This window comes from Sulfurovum xiamenensis (assembly GCF_030347995.1).
Taxonomy (GTDB): domain Bacteria; phylum Campylobacterota; class Campylobacteria; order Campylobacterales; family Sulfurovaceae; genus Sulfurovum; species Sulfurovum xiamenensis.
Map to the genome: position 1 here is coordinate 365,444 of NZ_JAQIBC010000001.1, position 19,003 is coordinate 384,446.

General features: G+C 37.7%; 21 protein-coding genes and 2 pseudogenes. 10 read left to right on the forward strand and 13 right to left on the reverse strand.

Annotated elements, in window-relative coordinates; translation table 11 throughout:
* Positions 1–104 precede the first annotated feature (104 nt).
* Together PF327_RS01880 and PF327_RS01885 are read left to right on the forward strand one after the other, a co-directional pair.
* Complete coding sequence (locus PF327_RS01880) at positions 105–1,655, forward strand: 2-isopropylmalate synthase (protein WP_434481327.1); 1,551 nt, start codon at positions 105–107, stop codon at positions 1,653–1,655.
* Between the two features lie 191 nt (positions 1,656–1,846).
* A complete protein-coding gene (locus PF327_RS01885) occupies positions 1,847–2,749 on the forward strand; it encodes a uroporphyrinogen-III synthase (protein WP_289401091.1) in 903 nt (300 codons plus the stop codon).
* Between the two features lie 48 nt (positions 2,750–2,797).
* Here PF327_RS01885 and PF327_RS01890 read toward each other — a convergent pair whose 3' ends face one another.
* From PF327_RS01890 to PF327_RS01910, 5 genes are all read right to left on the reverse strand, one after another.
* The gene (locus PF327_RS01890) at positions 2,798–3,358 is read right to left on the reverse strand and encodes an HPP family protein (protein ID WP_289401092.1); all 561 of its coding nucleotides are present in this window, start codon (positions 3,356–3,358) and stop codon (positions 2,798–2,800) included.
* Between the two features lie 71 nt (positions 3,359–3,429).
* Entirely contained in the window at positions 3,430–3,855 is a 426-nt protein-coding gene (locus PF327_RS01895) for a globin domain-containing protein (RefSeq protein ID WP_289401093.1), read from the reverse strand.
* 106 nt (positions 3,856–3,961) lie between these two features.
* The gene (locus PF327_RS01900) at positions 3,962–4,570 is read right to left on the reverse strand and encodes a hypothetical protein (protein ID WP_353049132.1); all 609 of its coding nucleotides are present in this window, start codon (positions 4,568–4,570) and stop codon (positions 3,962–3,964) included.
* Between the two features lie 81 nt (positions 4,571–4,651).
* Complete coding sequence (locus PF327_RS01905) at positions 4,652–5,440, reverse strand: c-type cytochrome (RefSeq protein ID WP_289401094.1); 789 nt, start codon at positions 5,438–5,440, stop codon at positions 4,652–4,654.
* 80 nt (positions 5,441–5,520) lie between these two features.
* Positions 5,521–6,147 (reverse strand): Crp/Fnr family transcriptional regulator, encoded by a 627-nt coding sequence (locus PF327_RS01910; RefSeq protein WP_289401095.1) that lies wholly within the window; start codon positions 6,145–6,147, stop codon positions 5,521–5,523.
* A gap of 215 nt (positions 6,148–6,362) precedes the next feature.
* On the opposite strand from PF327_RS01910, the gene PF327_RS01915 reads away from it, so the two are divergent.
* The 3 genes from PF327_RS01915 to PF327_RS01925 all read left to right on the forward strand — a co-directional run bounded on the left by PF327_RS01915 (position 6,363) and on the right by PF327_RS01925 (position 8,017).
* A complete protein-coding gene (locus tag PF327_RS01915) occupies positions 6,363–6,797 on the forward strand; it encodes a bacteriohemerythrin (RefSeq protein WP_289401096.1) in 435 nt (144 codons plus the stop codon).
* Between the two features lie 113 nt (positions 6,798–6,910).
* Positions 6,911–7,312 (forward strand): bacteriohemerythrin, encoded by a 402-nt coding sequence (locus PF327_RS01920; protein ID WP_289401097.1) that lies wholly within the window; start codon positions 6,911–6,913, stop codon positions 7,310–7,312.
* A 312-nt stretch (positions 7,313–7,624) separates the two neighbouring features.
* The gene (locus tag PF327_RS01925; RefSeq protein WP_289401098.1) at positions 7,625–8,017 is read left to right on the forward strand and encodes a carboxypeptidase-like regulatory domain-containing protein; all 393 of its coding nucleotides are present in this window, start codon (positions 7,625–7,627) and stop codon (positions 8,015–8,017) included.
* A 78-nt stretch (positions 8,018–8,095) separates the two neighbouring features.
* Here the strand turns inward: PF327_RS01925 and lepB are convergent, their stop codons facing one another.
* The 5 genes and pseudogenes from lepB to PF327_RS01950 form a co-directional block, all read right to left on the reverse strand.
* Positions 8,096–8,779, reverse strand: coding sequence for a signal peptidase I (gene lepB, locus PF327_RS01930; RefSeq protein WP_289401099.1), 684 nt, complete (start codon positions 8,777–8,779; stop codon positions 8,096–8,098).
* 191 nt (positions 8,780–8,970) lie between these two features.
* Positions 8,971–9,204, reverse strand: a pseudogene (locus tag PF327_RS01935) (aminoacyl--tRNA ligase-related protein); the annotation flags it as partial.
* Between the two features lie 190 nt (positions 9,205–9,394).
* A complete protein-coding gene (locus PF327_RS01940) occupies positions 9,395–10,552 on the reverse strand; it encodes a WD40 repeat domain-containing protein (RefSeq protein WP_289401100.1) in 1,158 nt (385 codons plus the stop codon).
* 530 nt (positions 10,553–11,082) lie between these two features.
* Entirely contained in the window at positions 11,083–12,327 is a 1,245-nt protein-coding gene (serS, locus tag PF327_RS01945; RefSeq protein WP_289401101.1) for a serine--tRNA ligase, read from the reverse strand.
* Between the two features lie 116 nt (positions 12,328–12,443).
* Complete coding sequence (locus PF327_RS01950) at positions 12,444–13,322, reverse strand: tetratricopeptide repeat protein (protein WP_289401102.1); 879 nt, start codon at positions 13,320–13,322, stop codon at positions 12,444–12,446.
* 158 nt (positions 13,323–13,480) lie between these two features.
* Here PF327_RS01950 and PF327_RS01955 point away from each other — a divergent pair, with 158 nt between their 5' ends.
* From PF327_RS01955 to PF327_RS01975, 5 genes are all read left to right on the forward strand, one after another.
* A complete protein-coding gene (locus PF327_RS01955; RefSeq protein WP_289401103.1) occupies positions 13,481–14,689 on the forward strand; it encodes an efflux RND transporter periplasmic adaptor subunit in 1,209 nt (402 codons plus the stop codon).
* Positions 14,686–15,366, forward strand: coding sequence for an ABC transporter ATP-binding protein (locus PF327_RS01960; protein ID WP_289401104.1), 681 nt, complete (start codon positions 14,686–14,688; stop codon positions 15,364–15,366). The genes PF327_RS01955 and PF327_RS01960 overlap by 4 nt, the downstream gene beginning before the upstream one ends.
* Entirely contained in the window at positions 15,356–16,567 is a 1,212-nt protein-coding gene (locus PF327_RS01965; RefSeq protein WP_289401105.1) for an ABC transporter permease, read from the forward strand. Before PF327_RS01960 ends, PF327_RS01965 begins: the two co-directional genes overlap by 11 nt.
* A 68-nt stretch (positions 16,568–16,635) precedes the next feature.
* Positions 16,636–17,064 (forward strand): desulfoferrodoxin family protein, encoded by a 429-nt coding sequence (locus PF327_RS01970; RefSeq protein WP_289401107.1) that lies wholly within the window; start codon positions 16,636–16,638, stop codon positions 17,062–17,064.
* Positions 17,065–17,104: 40 nt separating this feature from the next.
* Positions 17,105–17,455, forward strand: coding sequence for a DUF3147 family protein (locus PF327_RS01975; protein WP_289401108.1), 351 nt, complete (start codon positions 17,105–17,107; stop codon positions 17,453–17,455).
* Positions 17,456–17,501: 46 nt separating this feature from the next.
* On the opposite strand, the pseudogene PF327_RS01985 reads toward PF327_RS01975, so the two are convergent.
* From PF327_RS01985 to PF327_RS01995, 3 genes and pseudogenes are all read right to left on the reverse strand, one after another.
* Positions 17,502–17,752 (reverse strand): annotated as a pseudogene (locus PF327_RS01985) (manganese efflux pump).
* Positions 17,753–17,827: 75 nt separating this feature from the next.
* On the reverse strand, positions 17,828–18,046 hold the full coding sequence (locus PF327_RS01990) for a CDGSH iron-sulfur domain-containing protein (protein ID WP_289401111.1): 219 nt from the start codon (positions 18,044–18,046) through the stop codon (positions 17,828–17,830).
* Between the two features lie 772 nt (positions 18,047–18,818).
* Complete coding sequence (locus PF327_RS01995; RefSeq protein WP_289401112.1) at positions 18,819–18,995, reverse strand: hypothetical protein; 177 nt, start codon at positions 18,993–18,995, stop codon at positions 18,819–18,821.
* Positions 18,996–19,003 lie beyond the last annotated feature (8 nt).

The following is a 19,003-nucleotide window of genomic DNA, read 5'->3' on the forward strand; positions in this document are numbered from 1 at the left end:
ACACCCGTACTTTAAAAAAGTATGCTATTGAACCCTCACTGCCAGGTGTAGCTTTAGTGAGAGGTATGATAATGTAGCGCTGCCGCATTATGAGGAGAAACAGAATGGAAACCATAAAAATATTTGACACTACATTAAGAGACGGTGAGCAGAGCCCAGGGGCTTCTATGAACACTGAAGAGAAGATCCAGATCGCTGTACAGTTGGAGCGTTTGGGTGTAGACATCATCGAAGCGGGTTTTGCCGCAGCAAGTCCCGGAGATTTTGATGCTATTGACAAAATATCACAAAAAGTCACGAACTCGACGGTCTGTTCTTTGGCCAGAGCAATCGATGCAGATGTGAAAGCTGCAGGAGAAGCCATCGCCAAAGCAAAAATGAAACGTATCCATACATTCATTGCCACCTCAAGCATCCATATGGAACATAAGCTTAAGATGAAACCTGATGAAGTGATCAAAAGAGCGGTCAGAGCTGTTGAGTATGCCCGTACATTCGTGGATGACGTAGAGTTTTCCTGTGAGGATGCAGGCCGTTCAGATATCGGTTTTATGAAAGAGATCTCTGATGCCGTCATAGAGGCAGGTGCAACTACCATCAACTTACCCGATACGGTGGGCTTCAGACTTCCGTTTGAGATCGGTGCAATGGTCAAAGAGATGAGCGAATACACCAAGGGTAGAGCGATCATCTCCGTACATAATCACAATGACTTAGGTTTGGGTGTCGCAAACTCTTTAGAAGCGGTGATCAATGGTGCAAGACAGGTAGAGTGTACCATCAATGGGTTGGGTGAAAGAGCAGGAAATGCTGCACTGGAAGAGATCGTCATGGCATTAAAAACACGTTCAGATGTTTTTGCCAACTATCAAACCAATATCAACACCAAAGAGATCTATCCATCAAGCCGTTTGATCGCCAATATTACAGGTATAGAACCTCAGCCGAACAAAGCCATCGTCGGCAAAAATGCTTTTGCACATGAGAGCGGTATTCACCAGGACGGTATGTTAAAAAATAAAGAGACTTATGAGATCATACGTCCAGAAGATATCGGATTGGATATGGATGACACATTGGTCTTAGGTAAACATTCGGGCCGTGCAGCCTTTAAAGACAAATTGGCTAAATTAGGATTTACTTTAGATGATGAAGCATTAAATGCTTCTTTTGAACGTTTCAAGATCATGGCAGACAAGAAGAAAGACATTTATGATGATGACCTAAGGGCGTTGGTCACCGATGAGATGACAATGGCGCCTAAAGTCTTTGAATTGGTCTCTTTACAGTTAATGGATTGTTCCAATGGTGTACCCTCAGCGGCCGTAAGTATTAGAAAAGGCGAAGCAGAGATCATTGATGCAGGTATAGGTGAAGGGACCATCGATGCGGTCTTTAAAACCATTGACAGAATCTCCGGCTATGAGGGTCAATTGATGGACTACAAAGTAAAGTCGGTAAGTCAGGGTAAAGATGCTTTGGCAAATGTCACCGTTAAAGTCTCATTCAACGGCGAACCTGCCATCATAGGACATGGATTGAACATAGACACCATGTTAGCCTCGGCAAGAGCTTATATCGGTGCGCTAAATTCTTACTTGAGCATGGAAGGGAAGTTAAAGTCTCGTTACGCTGACAGTTCAAAGACTGTCTAGTCCTATTCCCTTTATTGATATTCGGGCTTTTTCCTCTACTTTTCTAGAAAAGTAGAGGAACGTCATCACGGTTCTCAAATGACTTCTCTTTTTTAAGGAGGTTTTCCGTGACACTCAACCTTCTGTTAACAAACAGTTAAAATAAAAGTTGTACCATATACTCTAATTCGATCTTCAAAGAAATGTGAATCATGCAAAAAATACAGAACATACTGGAACCATTGAACTTAATCTATTATGCATATGATGAAAAAAAGAACCTTTTAATTTTGGATAAAAATTGGGCCAGTGAGTATACCTACCCTGAATTGATCAAAGTCACACATGCACTCAGTAAAAAGCATATCCACTTTTTTATTGATGAAAATAAATCTATCGTGATCGCAGATTCAGATACTTTATTGAAAAAAATAAAAAGATACTTCAGATCAATGATCGCAAACATAAACAACATCAGAATGCCTATCTATATCTTGAGTGATAAAAAAGTTAAATGGGCAAAGAACTTACCGGTATTTGATATAGAACCGATCCCACAAGATATTGATCTGTCTTCTTATGATGCTTTGATCTTTACATCCAAAAATGCACTTTATGCTCTTGATACTATGGATAAAACCTGGAAAAAAAAACCAGCATATGTGATAGCGCCTGAGACGGCTAAAATAGTTAAACACTTAGGTGGGAATCTAAAGTTTGTTGGCAAAGAAAAACATGGGGAGCAGTTTGCATTAGAGATAGCAGAGAAATTTAAACATCAAAAACTTCTTTATGTCAGAGCCTCTAAAGTGATCTCGAATATTACAGATATTTTAAATACAAATAGCATACTGTGTGACGAATTGATCATATATAAAACGGTTTGTAAACATTTTGATAAAAAAGTAAAATTACCTAAAAATTCAACCATTATCTTCTCTTCACCTTCAACGATTGAATGTTTTTTTAAAAACATATCTTGGGATGAAAGTTTTAAAGCCATATCCATAGGGCATACAACTGCATATCACTTCCCGAAAAATATTACGCCTGTCATTTCTGATACAACTTCGCTTGAATCTTGTGTTAAAAAAGCGATAGAATTAAATAGCTAGGGATCATACATTCTACTTTCCAGAACATAGATCCGTCGATCTTTAGTCTTACCACCAGTAACGCGGATAGTGCCGCTTTGGATTGTTAGACATATTATTGACTGCAAGTGCGATCATCAACAAAATGAAAGCACCTGTTGCGATCGGTGTGATTACGAACTTGTATCCCAATTCATGGATTTGAGAACTCCCTATCACAGCTATTAACGCCGTAGCACCCCCAGGCGGGTGCAAAGTACGTGTAAAATGCATGACCACGATAGATAGAGAGACGGCCAAGGCACTTAGGACTGAAGTTTCCAGTGGAACGTATTTGTAGACCGTGATGCCTATACATGCGGAAAGGATATGGCCACCAATTAAATTTCGGGGCTGTGACAACTCTGCCTGTGGAACACCATATATCAGTACTGCAGAAGCGCCAAAGGAGCCCACTAGAAAAAGAGTATCTAATGCATTCATAAACATGTATTTATGCAGCACTGATATAAGGTAAATGCCAAGAAAAGCGCCTATACCAGACCACATAACATGTGACAAACGTGCTCTAGATGGCGGAGCTTCCAAGCCCCGCATTCGGTTGAAATAGCCATATAAATGCCGGCGCATCACCGTCTCCTTTGAAGAGTATTCTTCCCGTAAAAATCCAAGAAAGCAACTATACAGTTTGAATCCTTTATTTACGATGCATATAGCTCTTTTTCCCTGGCGATAAGGATATCAGCTAGGAAAAAATAAGCTTCTTTCCAGGCATCAAGGATCTCATCTGTAGCAGCATCGCCCAGTACCTCTTTAATTGCACCAAGTATTGCAGTACCCACCATTGGATAGTGTTCAGGCTTGACATGGGTACGTACATGGCTTTGGGCCATCTTCTCAACCGCTTTAGATAAAACGTCAAGGTTATCAATATTTGCTGCATAGGCTCCTACTGCCGAAGCTAGTTTTTTGTGTTGATCCGGATCTGCATCTTTGAAGAGCTCTTTGAGTTCCGGATGTTGGCTAAAAAGGATCTCATACATTTTTGTTGTAATGGCTTCTGCATTTTGAGAAACAGCACCTGCTGTAGCTTTGACCGTAGTGATCGTTGATTGTGAAAGTGACATTTTATCTCCTGTTGTTTATAAAGTTTCCGAAGTATATCCCAAGAAATGATTTAAAAAATTGATTTATATCAAGATTGTATTTTTAACCATTCAGCATCATACATGGTCAATAGACTTGAATTATTTTATTGCTTAACTCTGTAGAAAGTAAAATTTCTTTCACTCTTGATTGCCATAACTCTTTGAAAATACCTTCTTCCAGATCTGATGCTTTTCCCTGCAGTATTTTTCCCATCAACGGCCTTAATCTTTGATCTCCCGGAACCACTGAGGGATCATAACTTAGAGAAACAGACGTATCATTATCCATTCTTTTTAGGGTGACTTCTCCCATCATTTTTTGATCATAAGCAAGTAAGTGATCCCTTGAAAATCTTCCCTGTATCCCTTTAAATCCCTCTTCACCGCTTGCACCTACAATAAAGGAAATAATATTGCCTATGACACCTATGGTGCCTTCTGATCTTTCCCCCTTTATCCCAACATAGATATTCCCACGTTGTGGCAGCTCAGTACCGTAGAGCATCTTTAAACCAACCATTGTCATAAGATATGCGCCTGCAACAGTCGGACAAGAGTGGCCTGCTTGCTTGACACAATCCAAATAACCAATCTCAACTTTACCCTCTTCAAATGCTCCTAAAAAATCACTGAGCGGATCATAAAGTTGAATAGTGTCGACTTCATCAAAAAATAAGGGATATTTCATTTTCATTACCATCCTATTTCAAATATATTATTAGGAATCAATATATAGATTCAGCCAACTGATACTGTAATTTGAAGGTTAAAACAACTATTTATATTCCCAGAAAGGTAGTAAATAATTTATTTGCTCATCATCGAGTATTTCAAGTGTTTCAGCGATACATTGAATATGCACTTTTGTCACAGCTGCTTTCAGCTTGGCAACTTCATCTACTTTAGTGTCCAAATTTTTGGGTGATTCCTCATCCATGAACAAAGCTTCCATAAGTTCTGTTTCTAAAGTATCAATGTTTCGTTTTGCTTTTTGGACCTCTCCTATCGTATGATGCCTAATGACAAGAAGTTTCTCTTTCTGTTCGTTGCTGAGTCCCAAAGCCTGTTTATCCCAATGTTTGATAAGAAGTTTTGTCATATGAGGCAACGCTTCCTTGTTGATCAGAAATGGAGAGTTCTGCAGTGCATTCATTTTGTCATTTCTTTGAATTTCATTGATCATATCTACAAAGGCTTTGGAAGGATAATGCTCGATCAGGTAATCCGAGATTTTAGACAGCTCTTCTTGGGAAATACTCCCTTTAAGTGAAGGCATCACACCGTATTGCTGTACTTTGTTTGACTCACACACTGATTTTTTTGCCTCAGGGTTTATCACATAATCAGCAATAAAAGCTTTCATTGTCTCTTGATCATTCATAACCAGCTTGGTATGATACATCACAGCCTCCATAGGCGGTGCTTTTAATTCAGGTATCATACTGGCTGTTGGTTTTTCAAGCATATGGCAGGTGGCACATTTTGACTTGACCAAATCAACTCCACTAGCATATAATATATCTATCCCAATTATGACTGCGGTTAAAATACTTTTTTTGATCATCTTTTATCCTTATATAAGCAATGATCGCATCATACATCAAAAATTAAAAAAATGTATTGATATATGTCAAGATTGAGAGATCACGGTATTTTATAGCCCGTTGAAGCCTGTATCAGTTTTTCTTCCTGCAATAGTTTGGAGATATTACGAGAGAGTGTTTCAGGTGTCATACTAAGTATAGAGGCTATCTCGTACTGTTTGAGATCTAAAGCCAGTTTAGGATTTTTCTGGTAAAAATTCAATACTTTTTCTTTTGAAGTTGCCGCAAGGTTAAAATGTATATTCTGTTGGAGGAGTTCGATCTTTTCAAGCAGTGATTGGATAATGGCATAAGATAGACTCGTATGACTGAGAAGAAACCTTTCAAAACCATCAAGTGAAATTTTCAGAATAGCTCCATCTGTTTGAAACCTTGCCGATGAGGGTAAGGGAGTTTTTCTTAATGTAGCTGCCTCAGCGAGTAGTGCATACCGGTTAAAATAACCGATCACTACCTCATTCCCCTTACTGTCATGTTTATAGATACTCACGACTCCATCGATCAATATCATGACATTTTTACTCATCTCCCCTTGGGTAAAAATGATCGAATCTTTATCATAATCAGAGATGTGTGTCATTGTTGCAAGTTCACTGAGTTCTTGTTCGCTTAATGAAGAAAAGAGAGTGATTTGCTTCAGTATCTCCGTAATATTCCGTTTTTCCATCATACACCTTACATTTATTTATCTTACACGGAAGCACTCTAAACTTCCATGTTTGATAATCGACTTTGTGACCGTTCAGGGTTTTGTATTACCGATAGGAAGTGAATTATATCACAACTCCGCAGACCTAGATAAAAATCAAAAGCCTGCATATTGATTTTTATCAATACAGTTTTAATACTTCTATACTACAATTAATTAAAAAAGGAGCCTCTATGGGATTAATTTATGCTGAACAGGTCGAGTATATGAGTGTCGATCAGATGCAAAAGACACATGAGGATGAAATTAAAATTATCAATGAGATCGAAAAGCTGGCCGTAGGATACGAAAGAGGTACTACAGAACAAAGTGAGCTGGAAAACAAACTGGATGAATATATCGAACATGTGAAAGCACACTTTGCCAATGAAGAGCGTTTAATGCAAGAGTATCACTTTCCATCTTATGAGATGCATAAACTGGCGCATGATATGTTTTTAATGGATCTTCAGTATGCAACAAAACAGTGGAAAGAGTTTGGAGATATTAAAAAAATGATCAACTTTGTCGCCAAAACACCCGAGTGGATCGTGATGCATGTCAAGTCGGTAGATGCACCCACAGCAGATTATATTGCAAGAAAAATGGAACAACAGAACGAAGCGTAAAAGAGGGATTTCCCCTCAGTCTTCTTGAAAGTTTCAAAAAAATGAGATTGCGAGTGCAATGTATAAAAGCCTTGAACTTGAAAAAATATATGAGAATATACTAAGGATAAATAATGCTCATAAAAGATAAAGAAATACAACATGTTTCCAATGATATGATGAATATATTACACGAAGAAGAGATCAGAATCATTAATGAGTTTCATGATGCTGTAGTAGCCAAAGAGAGTGACAAAATAGATGAGCTCTTTAAAGTTGTTCAGTTTGATGTAGAGGATCATTTTTCAACCGAAGAGGCGATGATGGAAGAGAGTAAGTTTTATGCTATGCAAATGCATAAAAGTGAACACGATACAATGAGACAGAAGCTCGATAAACTCCAAAAAAACTGGGAAAGCCATAGGGACCCGGAAGAGATACAAAGGTTCCTGGAAGATGAATTCAAACATTGGCTGGTGCTTCACGTTGCAAGATGGGACTCAGAAACTGCAATGCATCTTGGAGATTCGATGTAAAAACATGGCTATATAAGCATAGAATCTACCTCAAGAAAAAATTCATCAAATGATATTACTTTAATATATTTTTGTAAAACTATAAGGATGGGGACAACTCCCATCTTTGTTTTGATCATTCCCCATGATCGAGAACAATGAATATCCTAATCTTAAATATCCAGCCGTTTAATCTATGAACGAAGATCTTCTGTTTACCATATTTTATAGAGGATTGATTTTTTAATTATTTTATATTATTATATAAATATATTATTTTAGATAAAGGTTGTGATACGGAATAAAGAGTTAGTGACAAGGAAGGAATATATCATGAAGAAGTCTGTTTTGTATAAAGGGTTGATTTTAACACTTTTCGTGCTTGCTGTAGGTAGTCAAACTATTGCAGATGCACCTAGTTCAAATTATGATGACCCCAAATATACAGGTGATATAGTGGGCCAAATTGATACCTGTTTGGTCTTAGGGTCAAATGAAGGCGTTAGGATCTACATACCTGGCTCCTCCTTTGAAGCAATTACAGGTTCAGTTGGCAATTTTAAAATGAGTCATGTCCAGTCAGGTACATACAATTTAACCGTCACACAAAATGGACACCATATAGGTACTATTCCTAAGGTCACTGTTGTTCCAAAACAAATTAACAATATTGGAACGGTTACATTCTGTTTAAATAATAACGGTAATGACTTATACGAGCAGTGATGGAGAGATCAAAAGTTCAATCATTGTAGTGGCTAATAGACCGTATATATAACAAATGAGTATAATGTTCTACTATATTCATTGGCTGTAAAACTTGATAGAACTTAGTTTATCAATGTTTCTTGAAGCTTCAATGCGTAACCATAACTTGTAATATATTGCATCATATGCTACTGCATGAAAAAAACGGCTATCTGTAGAGTTATCTCGTAGATCACCCAACATAAAATAGTGTTTATCTGTAATTTTTGTTTTTGGATAGGTAAAGAGAAACTTTGGTCCTACTATATTATCAAAATGTGTGATTGTATAGTAAGTAGCGTATGGAGCTTGAATCCAAATTTCACCATCAAGTTGTATAGTTTTAAGTAAGTGTTTTTTTGCATATTGACGGGTTAGGTTTTCATCTGTCGCAATTTGTAAATAAAAAATTTTATTTTTTTGCATCACGCTATCACCAGGTAAGGCCACACATCTTTTAATGTAAAGTCGATTATCAATTGGATGTTTAAACACAAGAATATCACCACGTGAAATACCTTGTGGATGCTCATATATATGTTTATCAAAATACCCAAAGAAACTTGGTATTTGAACACCTGCACTTATATTTTCAACAATGACATAATCACCATCTATCAATGCAGGATGCATGCTAATATCTTCAACCTGATAGATGCGTATAAAAGAAAACAATATGGTTAGAAATAATGCTAAAAACCCGATTTTCATCATTAAAGACAGTGTATTTTTTAATTGCAAATTTATAATCTTTTTCTAAATTTTATATTACATCATTGTTTAATATTGTATCTTTAAAATATTCTTTTTCAAAGGTGATGTTAAAGATTGGGAAATGAAGGTTTAATAATTGTGGTAGTAAATAGGCAGTTCAGACTGCCTATTTATAGGTATTTAATAAAAATCCTCAAAAGAAACACTAGGATTACAATTTACATATACTTTTGAAGCACAGTAGGGATTGTGATGCTTCCATCTTCGTTTTGATAGTTCTCCATAATAGCAATTAGAGTACGTCCTACCGCAAGTGCTGAGCCATTCAAGGTGTGTACGAAACTATTTTTCTTGCCATCTTTAATACGGATCTTTGCACGTCTTGCTTGGAAGTCTCTTGTGTTAGAGATAGAAGAGATCTCGCGGTATTTGTTTTGTCCAGGGAGCCAAACGCCATCGGATATATTATGTGTAAACTGCTTTACAGTATTTGTTTACAATACTTTGCGTTATATTTGAAATTTTATTATTTAGGTTTTGGGCAGTGTATAGGCAGTTAAGTTAGCGATTTAAGTAGGCTTTTAATGGCGTATTAGAGCTAATCCAAGAAAGAAAACCTATAATATATGTTAGATTATAAGGTTATGGTTTTATTACTCCCATACCCATGTCAATTTGTCTATTGTATTTTTTAAATGTTGCATTGTTCATTGGAATAATTTTTCCATCTTTGGTTTTCATCTTCAAGAACTCTCTTGGGTTCCTAGAAGCATTGAAGTAGTGGTTTTTATCTTCAACATACCATGCATTATTACGTTGCCAAATTTTAAAGCGATAGACTTCTGTTTTTTGTTCAAAGTTGGACTTAGATAACTCAAGAATATACATTTTTTGGTCATCCAACCTATAAAGAGCTAATGTAAAACCTTTATCACTTGTACTGGTTGAAATAGTTGAGTATGTATTATGAGCCCAAATATGTTTCATATAGGTTTCCCATATAGCAGGATCAAATTTAGCTTTATACTTATCAAAATAGACTTTTCTACTTTCGCTAATAGTTATAAAATCTAAAGCATGTTTTTGAATGTGTTCAGATTTTATTTTATTCCATGCTTTTTCAATCATTTGATGTCTGGAATTTCTTTCGAAAGAATTATCGTTTAAAGTATCTACTACTTCTAAAGTTTTTAAATCAAAAAAATAAGCTTCAAAAAGATAATTAACAAAAAGGATATTATCACCTATCAACATGTTCATTGCAGAGTATCTTGGATCTCTATTTTCTCCATCATACTTTTGATTTCGTGGCAACTTCTTCTGTTTTAGCATTGTTAGGGTTTTATCATCCCATAATGTTAGTTGACTATCATAATCCAATGTTACAAAACCATATTTACTGTTCGAAGCCAGCCACCATTTTGTTTCACCTTTGATTTTTTTGATTAAAATACGTTTTTCAAGATCCCATAATTGAATACCCTTTGTGGAATGGAAAATCAATCGTTTGTTATCACTGCTAATATGAATACTTTCTCTAAAGGGCTGTCTTGAACGAGCATTTTCTTCAATTTCAAATGAATCAATAGGTTTAATAGGGTTTAAATGCCAAATGGTTACTTTACCATTTTGATAGGTATAAAATCCCTTTCCATCTGGCATTAACACTGCACTTGATATCCAACCACTTTGGCTTATCATATAAGGTGTAGCAATCTCTTCAGTATCATTTTGTATAGCAGACGTCTCAGTTGCATACAGTCCTAAAGATAACAATAAAACAATCAAAAATACTCTCATATAACAGCCCTTCTCTAAGATTACGATACTTTCAGCATTAAGAGTATATCAAATTGTCCTATTTTCAAAACCTTATAAATTTATAAGGTTTTCTCTTATAGCCATTTTTTGAGTGTGTCTCACAAAGTCAGAGTATTGCCACAGAATGATAAAAAATCAAATAACTATTAAATAGTATGTCTACGATTATGTCTTATATAAATGTCTTCACACCCTTTAAAATCAAATTTTCCAATTACTATAAAATAATATAAAACGTACTCATTGAAGCTATACGTACTTTACTTCTTCTTTTGTATAAGTAATGTCAGATTGGTTACTCTAAAATTGTCTATATCAGACGAAACTATAGTCAATGAAGAGAATTAAAAAAAGCATAACAGAAAAAGAATATAAAAAGTTGATGGCTTACGCGAGAGGTGATAAAAAAAGAAAAAGGTTCAAGAATTGTGGCAGCAAATAGGCAGTTCAATCTGCCTATTCATAGGGTATTTAATAAAAATACTTACTAAACTGATGAGAAGTCTGATCTACATATATTTTTGAAGAACAGTTGGTATAGTAATAGTACCATCCTCATTCTGATAATTCTCCATGATCGCAATCAAAGTACGGCCTACGGCGAGTGCTGAGCCATTCAGGGTATGGACAAATCTGTTTTTCTTGCCGTCTTTAAAACGGATCTTTGCACGTCTTGCCTGGAAATCTCTTGTATTTGAGATAGAAGAGATCTCTCTGTATTTATTCTGTCCCGGGAGCCAAACTTCTAAGTCTATAGTGGTTGCGGCAGAGAAACCTAGATCACCTCCACAAAGTTCTACAACTCTGTGTGGTAGTCCAAGTGACGTGAGTATATCAGAAGCATTTTGAACCATCATTTCAAATACTTCATCACTTTTATCCGGATGCGCAATGGCCACCATCTCCACTTTATCGAACTGATGCTGGCGTATCATACCACGTGTATCACGCCCTGCTGATCCCGCCTCTTTTCTGAAACATGGTGTATAACCTGTCATAAGTACAGGCAGATCTTTTTCGGCAAGTATCTCATCGTGATACATATTAGTCAAAGGCACTTCGGCTGTAGGGATAAGATAAAGATCCTCTTCCTCGATCTTAAAGAGGTCATCTTCAAACTTAGGCAGTTGTCCTGTACCTTGAAGCATGGCAGCATTATTCATAAACGGTACACAAAGCTCTTCAAACCCTTTAGTTGCATTTGTATCAAGAAAAAAGTTGATCAGTGCTCTTTCCAGCCTTGCCGCCTCACCACGAAGTACAGAGAAACGACTCTTGGCAAGTTTAACCCCACGCTCGAAGTCTATCCATCCATTTGCCTCGGCTAAAGCCCAGTGCTCTTTAGGCTCAAAAGAGAATGTTTTTGGCTCGAGTACTTTTCGAAGTTCTACATTATCTTCTTCATCAGCACCTTCTGGCACACTGTCATCCGGGAAGTTAGGCATCGCAAGGGCTACATTATAAAGTGCTTCTTCCGCTTCTCTGGCTTTCTCCTGAAGAGGAATCATCGCTTCTTTATTTGCATCCACTTTTGCTTTGAGTTCCGTAATATCTTTGCCTTCACGCTTATACTGGCCAAAAAGTTTAGACATACTGTTCTGTTCTGCTTTTGAAGCTTCCAATGTCGCATTGGCTTCTTTCAGAGAGGCAAAAAGCATTTTAAGGTTTTCAAGCGTAGCTGTATCTACACCCTTTTTTTGCAGTTTCGCACTGGCTTCTTCAAAGTTGTTTTGGAGATATTTTAAATCGATCATCATCTTTACCTAGATATGGAATATTTATGAAATTATAGTGGAAAGTTTAAAAGAAGTGGATTAAGCCCCTTCACTAAAGTGAGAGTAAGGAATCTTAACCTATCTGGCTTCTCAAATTACTCTGATCTCAATAGTGTAGGCAGTTGCTCATTGATGAATGTTTTAAACCCCTCTTTTTCACGGATCGTATCAAAACTGCTTTCACTATCAATATCATTTGCAAGTACCGGAGAGATTTTGATCGCTTTGATGATGTCACTGACTGCATTCTCTATATTTCCCATTTCTGCATTCACACAACTTCTCTGCCAATAAGAATAGGCATATCCGCTATCTAATTCCAGTGCCTTATTACACAAGTTCAGTGCCCACTCTTTTTGTCCTAATTCCAGTACCGCATCTGCTTTGTAGGTCAATGCCTCTACATTATTCTTATCAATTTCCAGGATCTGATCATAGATCTCGACTTTTGCCTGAACATTATCTTCAAGGTTACTTCTTCTCCAGAGCGCATGTATGGCATTGGATCGGGCTATACTCTCCTGGTTATTCATAATATCTTCAGAACGGCTCTGCATCTCAGCTTCAATTTTTGCAAGTTTTTCTGCATACTCTTTCGTAATCTCTTCCAATTTTTGCTGCACAACGAGTTTGGTCTGCTCTTTGGCATCCCTGACACTTTTCCATCCTAAGATCGCGATCAAAGAGGCTATGGCCGTAAGGATCAAAAAAATATTACTCACTGTACTGGTCATATAGTTCATAGCACGATCCGAAACATCCAAACGGGCCTGTGAGATCTTTTCATGCATCTCCACACGTAAACTTTGCTGTTCTATACGCAGATTCCTAACCTCATCCAATAGATAGCGTTCGACCAATGGTTTATACATAGGCTCCTTTAAAGATGCTATCTCCTTTTGTGCTTCTACTTCATTCATTTCTGAGGAAAAAGAAAAAAGTGAGACACATAGATAAAATAATATAACCCGCATTACAACTCCATTTTTCTTTGAGTGTAACATATTTTTAAAAAATAGACCTAATACACAATAAGACACGTTCATTTTTTAGATTGACATAAAAACAATGCTCTGTTAGAATAGTATAGTTAGTACCGTAAGGGGCTATTCATATCCACAAGGATCACCGTATGGAAGAGATGCAAAAGATCATCAACTATCATAAAGACTCAACGAAATGGAACAAATGGGCCATACTTTTCATTCTCGTCACACTCATATCTATCTATTTTTTCTTTTTCAGAGAAACACATGGAATGAAGTATCGTTATGTCTCAGAAGTATTGCAAAAATCTGATCTTTCTCTTACCGTATCAGCAAGCGGGTATATACAGCCGCTTGAAAGTGTGGATGTGGGTACGGAAGTATCAGGCACTATCGAAGAGGTCTATGTCGACTATAATGACCAGGTAAAAAAAGGAGAACTGTTAGCCCGTCTGGATACGACCAAATACCAAAGTGCCTATGATAAAGCCAAAGCAGCACTGCAAATGTCAAAAGCGGCATTGGAAAGTGCACAAGCACAATACTATCAGACCAAAACAACCATCGAGCGCTATAACAAACTCAAAAACGCTTCCAAGGGAACACTGCCCACACAAAGTGACTGGGACAGGGAGTGGGCAAACTATCTGCTAAGCAAAGCGCAGATCGCTAATGCACAAGCCCAGATAGCCCAAGCCATCCACACTTTGAAATCCGCACAGTATGACTTGGAACGTACCAAGATCTATTCACCTATCACTGGGACTATTTTGGTTAGGAATGTCGATCCGGGACAGACAGTAGCTGCGACATTCCAGACCCCTGTACTTTTCAGCATTGCAAAAGATCTGAGCAAGATGGAGCTTCAGATCAGTATTGATGAAGCAGATATCGGAAAGATACAAGCAGGGCAAAAAGCAAGTTTCGGTGTTGATGCCTACCCCGATACTACCTTCGATACAAAGATACGTCAGGTCAGGATCAATTCTGAAGTACTAGAGAGTGTCGTCACCTATAAAGCGATCATGGAAGTGGACAACAAAGAGCTATTGCTCAAGCCAGGGATGAGTGTAGATGCTGATATTGTGACAAAAATGCTCAAGGATGTATTTGTAGTAAAACGGTCTGCGTTGCTTTTCATACCTGTCAAACCAGCATCTCAATCCTTTTTTGGCGGGGAGAGGGGTGAAAAGATAGAGGTGGATCCAAAACCTCATGTCTGGATACTTGAAGATGGGCTACCTAAAAAGGTCTATGTCAAAGTACTCGGCAACAACGGCCCTTTGAGTGCGATAGAGAGCAGTGATCTTCAAGAGGGACAGAAGGTCATCATCAATCAGGAAACTGCACAATGATCACTTTAAAGAATATCAGTAAAGTGTATGGAAAAGGAGATGCAGCAAGCACCGTACTGCATGGCATCGACCTGGAGATAAAAGAAGGTGACTTTATCGCTATCATGGGGCCCAGCGGAAGCGGAAAATCGACACTTTTGAATATTTTGGGTACGCTCGATGTACCCAACAACGGCGAGTATACGTTTTTAGATACACAGATAGATTCTCTAAGTACTGACCAACGTGCATTGTTCAGAAGGCATATTTTAGGATTTATCTTTCAGGGTTATAACCTGTTAAAAAAGACGACTTCACTCGAAAATGTGGAAGTCCCTTTGATCTATCAAGGGCTCGACAGCAAAGAACGCAAGCGCATGGCAACCGAGGCACTCAAGGATGTAGGCCTGGAAGATAGACTCTATTATGACCCCGGCCAGCTTTCGGGAGGACAGCAGCAGCGTGTAGCGATAGCCAGAGCAATGGTGACACGTCCAAAGATCCTCATCGCAGACGAACCTACAGGAAACCTTGATACCAAACGAGGTCATGAGATCATGGAGTTGATCCGTACTTTTAACCAGCAGGGGATCACCGTGATCATGGTGACACATGAAGATGATATAGCAGCCTATGCTTCAAGGACGATCTATCTGCGGGACGGGGCAATCGAAAAAGAGGTCAATCGTGTTTCGTAATGCATTTTTACTGGCACTGCGTGAGATCAAGCGTAACCTTATGCGTTCACTGCTTACTGCCGTAGGTATTGTGATTGGTATTGCTTCGGTGATCGCGATGGTCAATATAGGTCAAGGTGCCAGCCAGTCGATCACACAGAGTGTGGAGAAGTTGGGGAGCAATACACTCTATATTATGCCAGGACAACGTAGAGGCCCCGGAAGTAGAGGTGTGATCGAAAAACCTTTTAAAAAGAAGGACCTTGAAATCATTCGCTCCTCGATCTATGCGCTTGATGCGATCTCCCCCGTGGAGAACACTTCCATGACGGTGATCTACAGGGAACAAAATTACCGTACCAGTATCAGGGGTGTTGAAAATGAGTATCTACAGATACAGAACTGGAAGATAAAAGAAGGAAGAGGCTTTGAGAAGAATGAACTCAGAACAGGACAGAAAGTATGTATCATGGGACAGAGCATCATCAAAAATCTCTCAGCCACTCCCGAATCGATCCTAGGCAATAAGATCCGACTGAAAAACTTTTCATGTGAAGTGATCGGTATTCTTGAAGCAAAGGGTGCAAATACATTCGGACAGGATCAGGATGATGTGGTGTTACTCCCTTTTGCATTGTTCCAGCGTCGTATAGGTGGAACTGACAATCTTCATTTAATGATGGCTGCGGTAAAAGAGAATGTCCCTTTGGCGGAAGCAAGAATCCAGATAGAAAGAGTACTTAGAGAACATAGACATATAGAAAATCCCATAGATGATGATTTCCAGGTTCGAAGCATGACAGCACTGCTTGATACTATTTCACAAGTGACGACCGTACTGACAGTGATGCTGGGAGCTGTAGCCGCGATCTCTCTGATCGTAGGAGGCATAGGTATCATGAATATCATGTTGGTCTCCGTAACGGAACGTACAAGGGAGATCGGTATACGTATGGCCGTAGGCGCCATGGCAAAAGATATCTTGATACAGTTCCTTATCGAATCGATCGTACTTTCAGGCCTTGGAGGGATTGTAGGTATACTATCTGGAGTACTAATCACCTTTGGTGTGGCACAATGGCTTGATATCGTACTGGTCATTGATCCTTCCATTACGGTGATCGCACTTGTGTTTTCCATGTTGATCGGTATCATCTTCGGTATCATCCCTGCACGAAAAGCTGCTGCAATGAATCCAATCGATGCCTTACGATATGAGTAATAGCTTAGATGAAATTAAGAAAATTTTTTATATAGTGTTCACAAATTATCATTTAAAAAGGAATAGACATGAATAGAAGAGATGCATTGAAAGTAGCAGGTGTGACAGTAATGATGGCAGCAGTCAGTGCTGAAGCAAAGATGTCTGTGGAACATATGAACCGCATGGAGATGAAACCAAAAGATCCATCTAACATGGATAAAGGCGAACTCAAACACTCTCCACTTGTCACTATAAAAGAAAAAGATGCCAACGGATATACAGATGTATATATCACTGTAGGCCAAGAGGGGATCATTCATCCAAGTACACCGGACCACTGGATCGACTTTATAGAACTTTATGCAGATGATAAACTGGTAGGTAAAAGTGTCCTTGAACCAGAAATTTCACGTGGTGCAGCTTCTTTTGCCGTAAAATTGGACAATGTTAAAGTACTGAAAGCAAAAGCAGGCTGTAATTTACATGGTATTTGGACAACAACCGTAACTTTATAATTTGATATAGACTACTTCAAATAAACAAAGGAAGTAACCATTGGCTTACTATATAACAAAACTGGTTATTACCACGGTTTTAATTGTATTGATCTCCGAGATCTCTAAAAGGAGCAGTCTGGCCGGAGCCATATTGGCTGCTATCCCTCTGGTATCGATATTGGCTATGACCTGGATGTATATCGACACAGACAGCAGTAGCAAGGCAGTGGAGTTTTCACAGAACATTGTCTGGCTTATTGCCCCCTCCATGACGCTATTTATCACTTTTCCTCTTTTGATCAAAAAAGGACTCAGCTTTTATCCGAGTATGCTCATCTCGATCTTTTTAACGGTTTTAGCCTATTACAGTGTGATCTTTCTTCTTCATAAATTAGGTATTAGATCATAAGAATAAAGGTATTTTTTTCAACACCTTGCTTATCTACTCTATCTATTTATGCATAAAGCGTGTGTTCAATGAGAATCTTTAAACCGATCATGATCAAAATCACACCCCCTATTTTTTCAGCCTTCTCTTCTAAAAATCCGCCGGCCTTGGAACCAATATACACACCAAAAAACTGCATATAAATGTCACCATCCCTATAATGATCATAGAAATATATGGGTCTAACTGAAGCAGATTGAGCGTAAATCCTTCTACGATGGCATCTATACTTGTGGCAATAGCTAGATATAATGGCAAATTTTATTTTTAAATATTATCAAAATAGAGCCATAAACCTCTTAGTAATGATTTGCCTTAACACAGGGTCACTCCTTACAATTTCCTATGTGTCCCATCACAAAAAGGAAGATTCTCACTTTTTTTACAGGCACACAGAGAATATTCCTTTGTTGTATCTACGGTAAATGGTTGTGGTCTATAGGTTGTTCCTTTATGGCTGCCGTCACACAATACTCCGTCTGCACTTTTCCTACACGTACAGAAATAATGTGTTTTATCTGCTTCCAATCTGACTTTTACCGGTGTTGCCATGATCTCTCCTTTTTTAAATAGTATATATCTTTGCCTATGTTTTCATACCTTCAATTGCAAAGTGGGTCTTTACCACACACCTACCAGAATACAAACTTATTTCCACTACATACTATAGGTATTATGACTTATTGTACCATGAAGTTCAAATTTTGTAAAAATAGAAGCAATATACTTTATAGGGTTCTGAGTAATCAATCATTTATAGTGAAATTTTGAGAAGGAAGAAGGTAACTTTTTAAAGTTTTGGACAAGATTAAAGGAAGCATACAAACAAGGAAGCTGATGCAATCTAAAATAAAAAGTTACCAGAAAACCAGAAGTATCAAAAAGGGGAAAGAGTCCTTCATGGAATTCATAGTGCAAGTATAGTCCTATTGTGTGAAGTAAGTATGAAGTTGGTAAATAAGGGGTTGTTGATTATTCTAATGGTGTCAAGAGAGATTTCCACCCTCGGACTACAGCTTATTGAGTAAGCTAGATGAAAAGACTATGTCCTATATAATCCTTCTGAAAGATCAGTTTCATAAAAAACCGTTGGGACAAAAGCGGGTCTTTTTTTGGAGTCTTTCAAGGTCGTTTCAGATAGTTTGACTTGGACAAACTTTTTTGAACTATACTGAAAGTTATTTTAAAGAAAAATACACCATTGTTTGACCTTCATGATCTTATAAAATACACTTGCTATAGCACATTTTATAAAGTTTTCATTTTCTTTAAGACTTGGAGAAGAAGTGTTTAGTTAATTGAAGTCATCCTCATAAAGTCATTATTATGGTCTTAAATTTTGTTGTTTTATGAGGTCAGTATTATCTAAAAGTTGTTTGGCATTACTTAGTGATAAGCCTGATTTTGAACAGGCAACATCAAATAGTTCATGATTATTTAAAAGTCTAATCAATACATTTAGTTTAATCATTTTAGATATATTTATTGTGTTTATTGACATATTTTCTC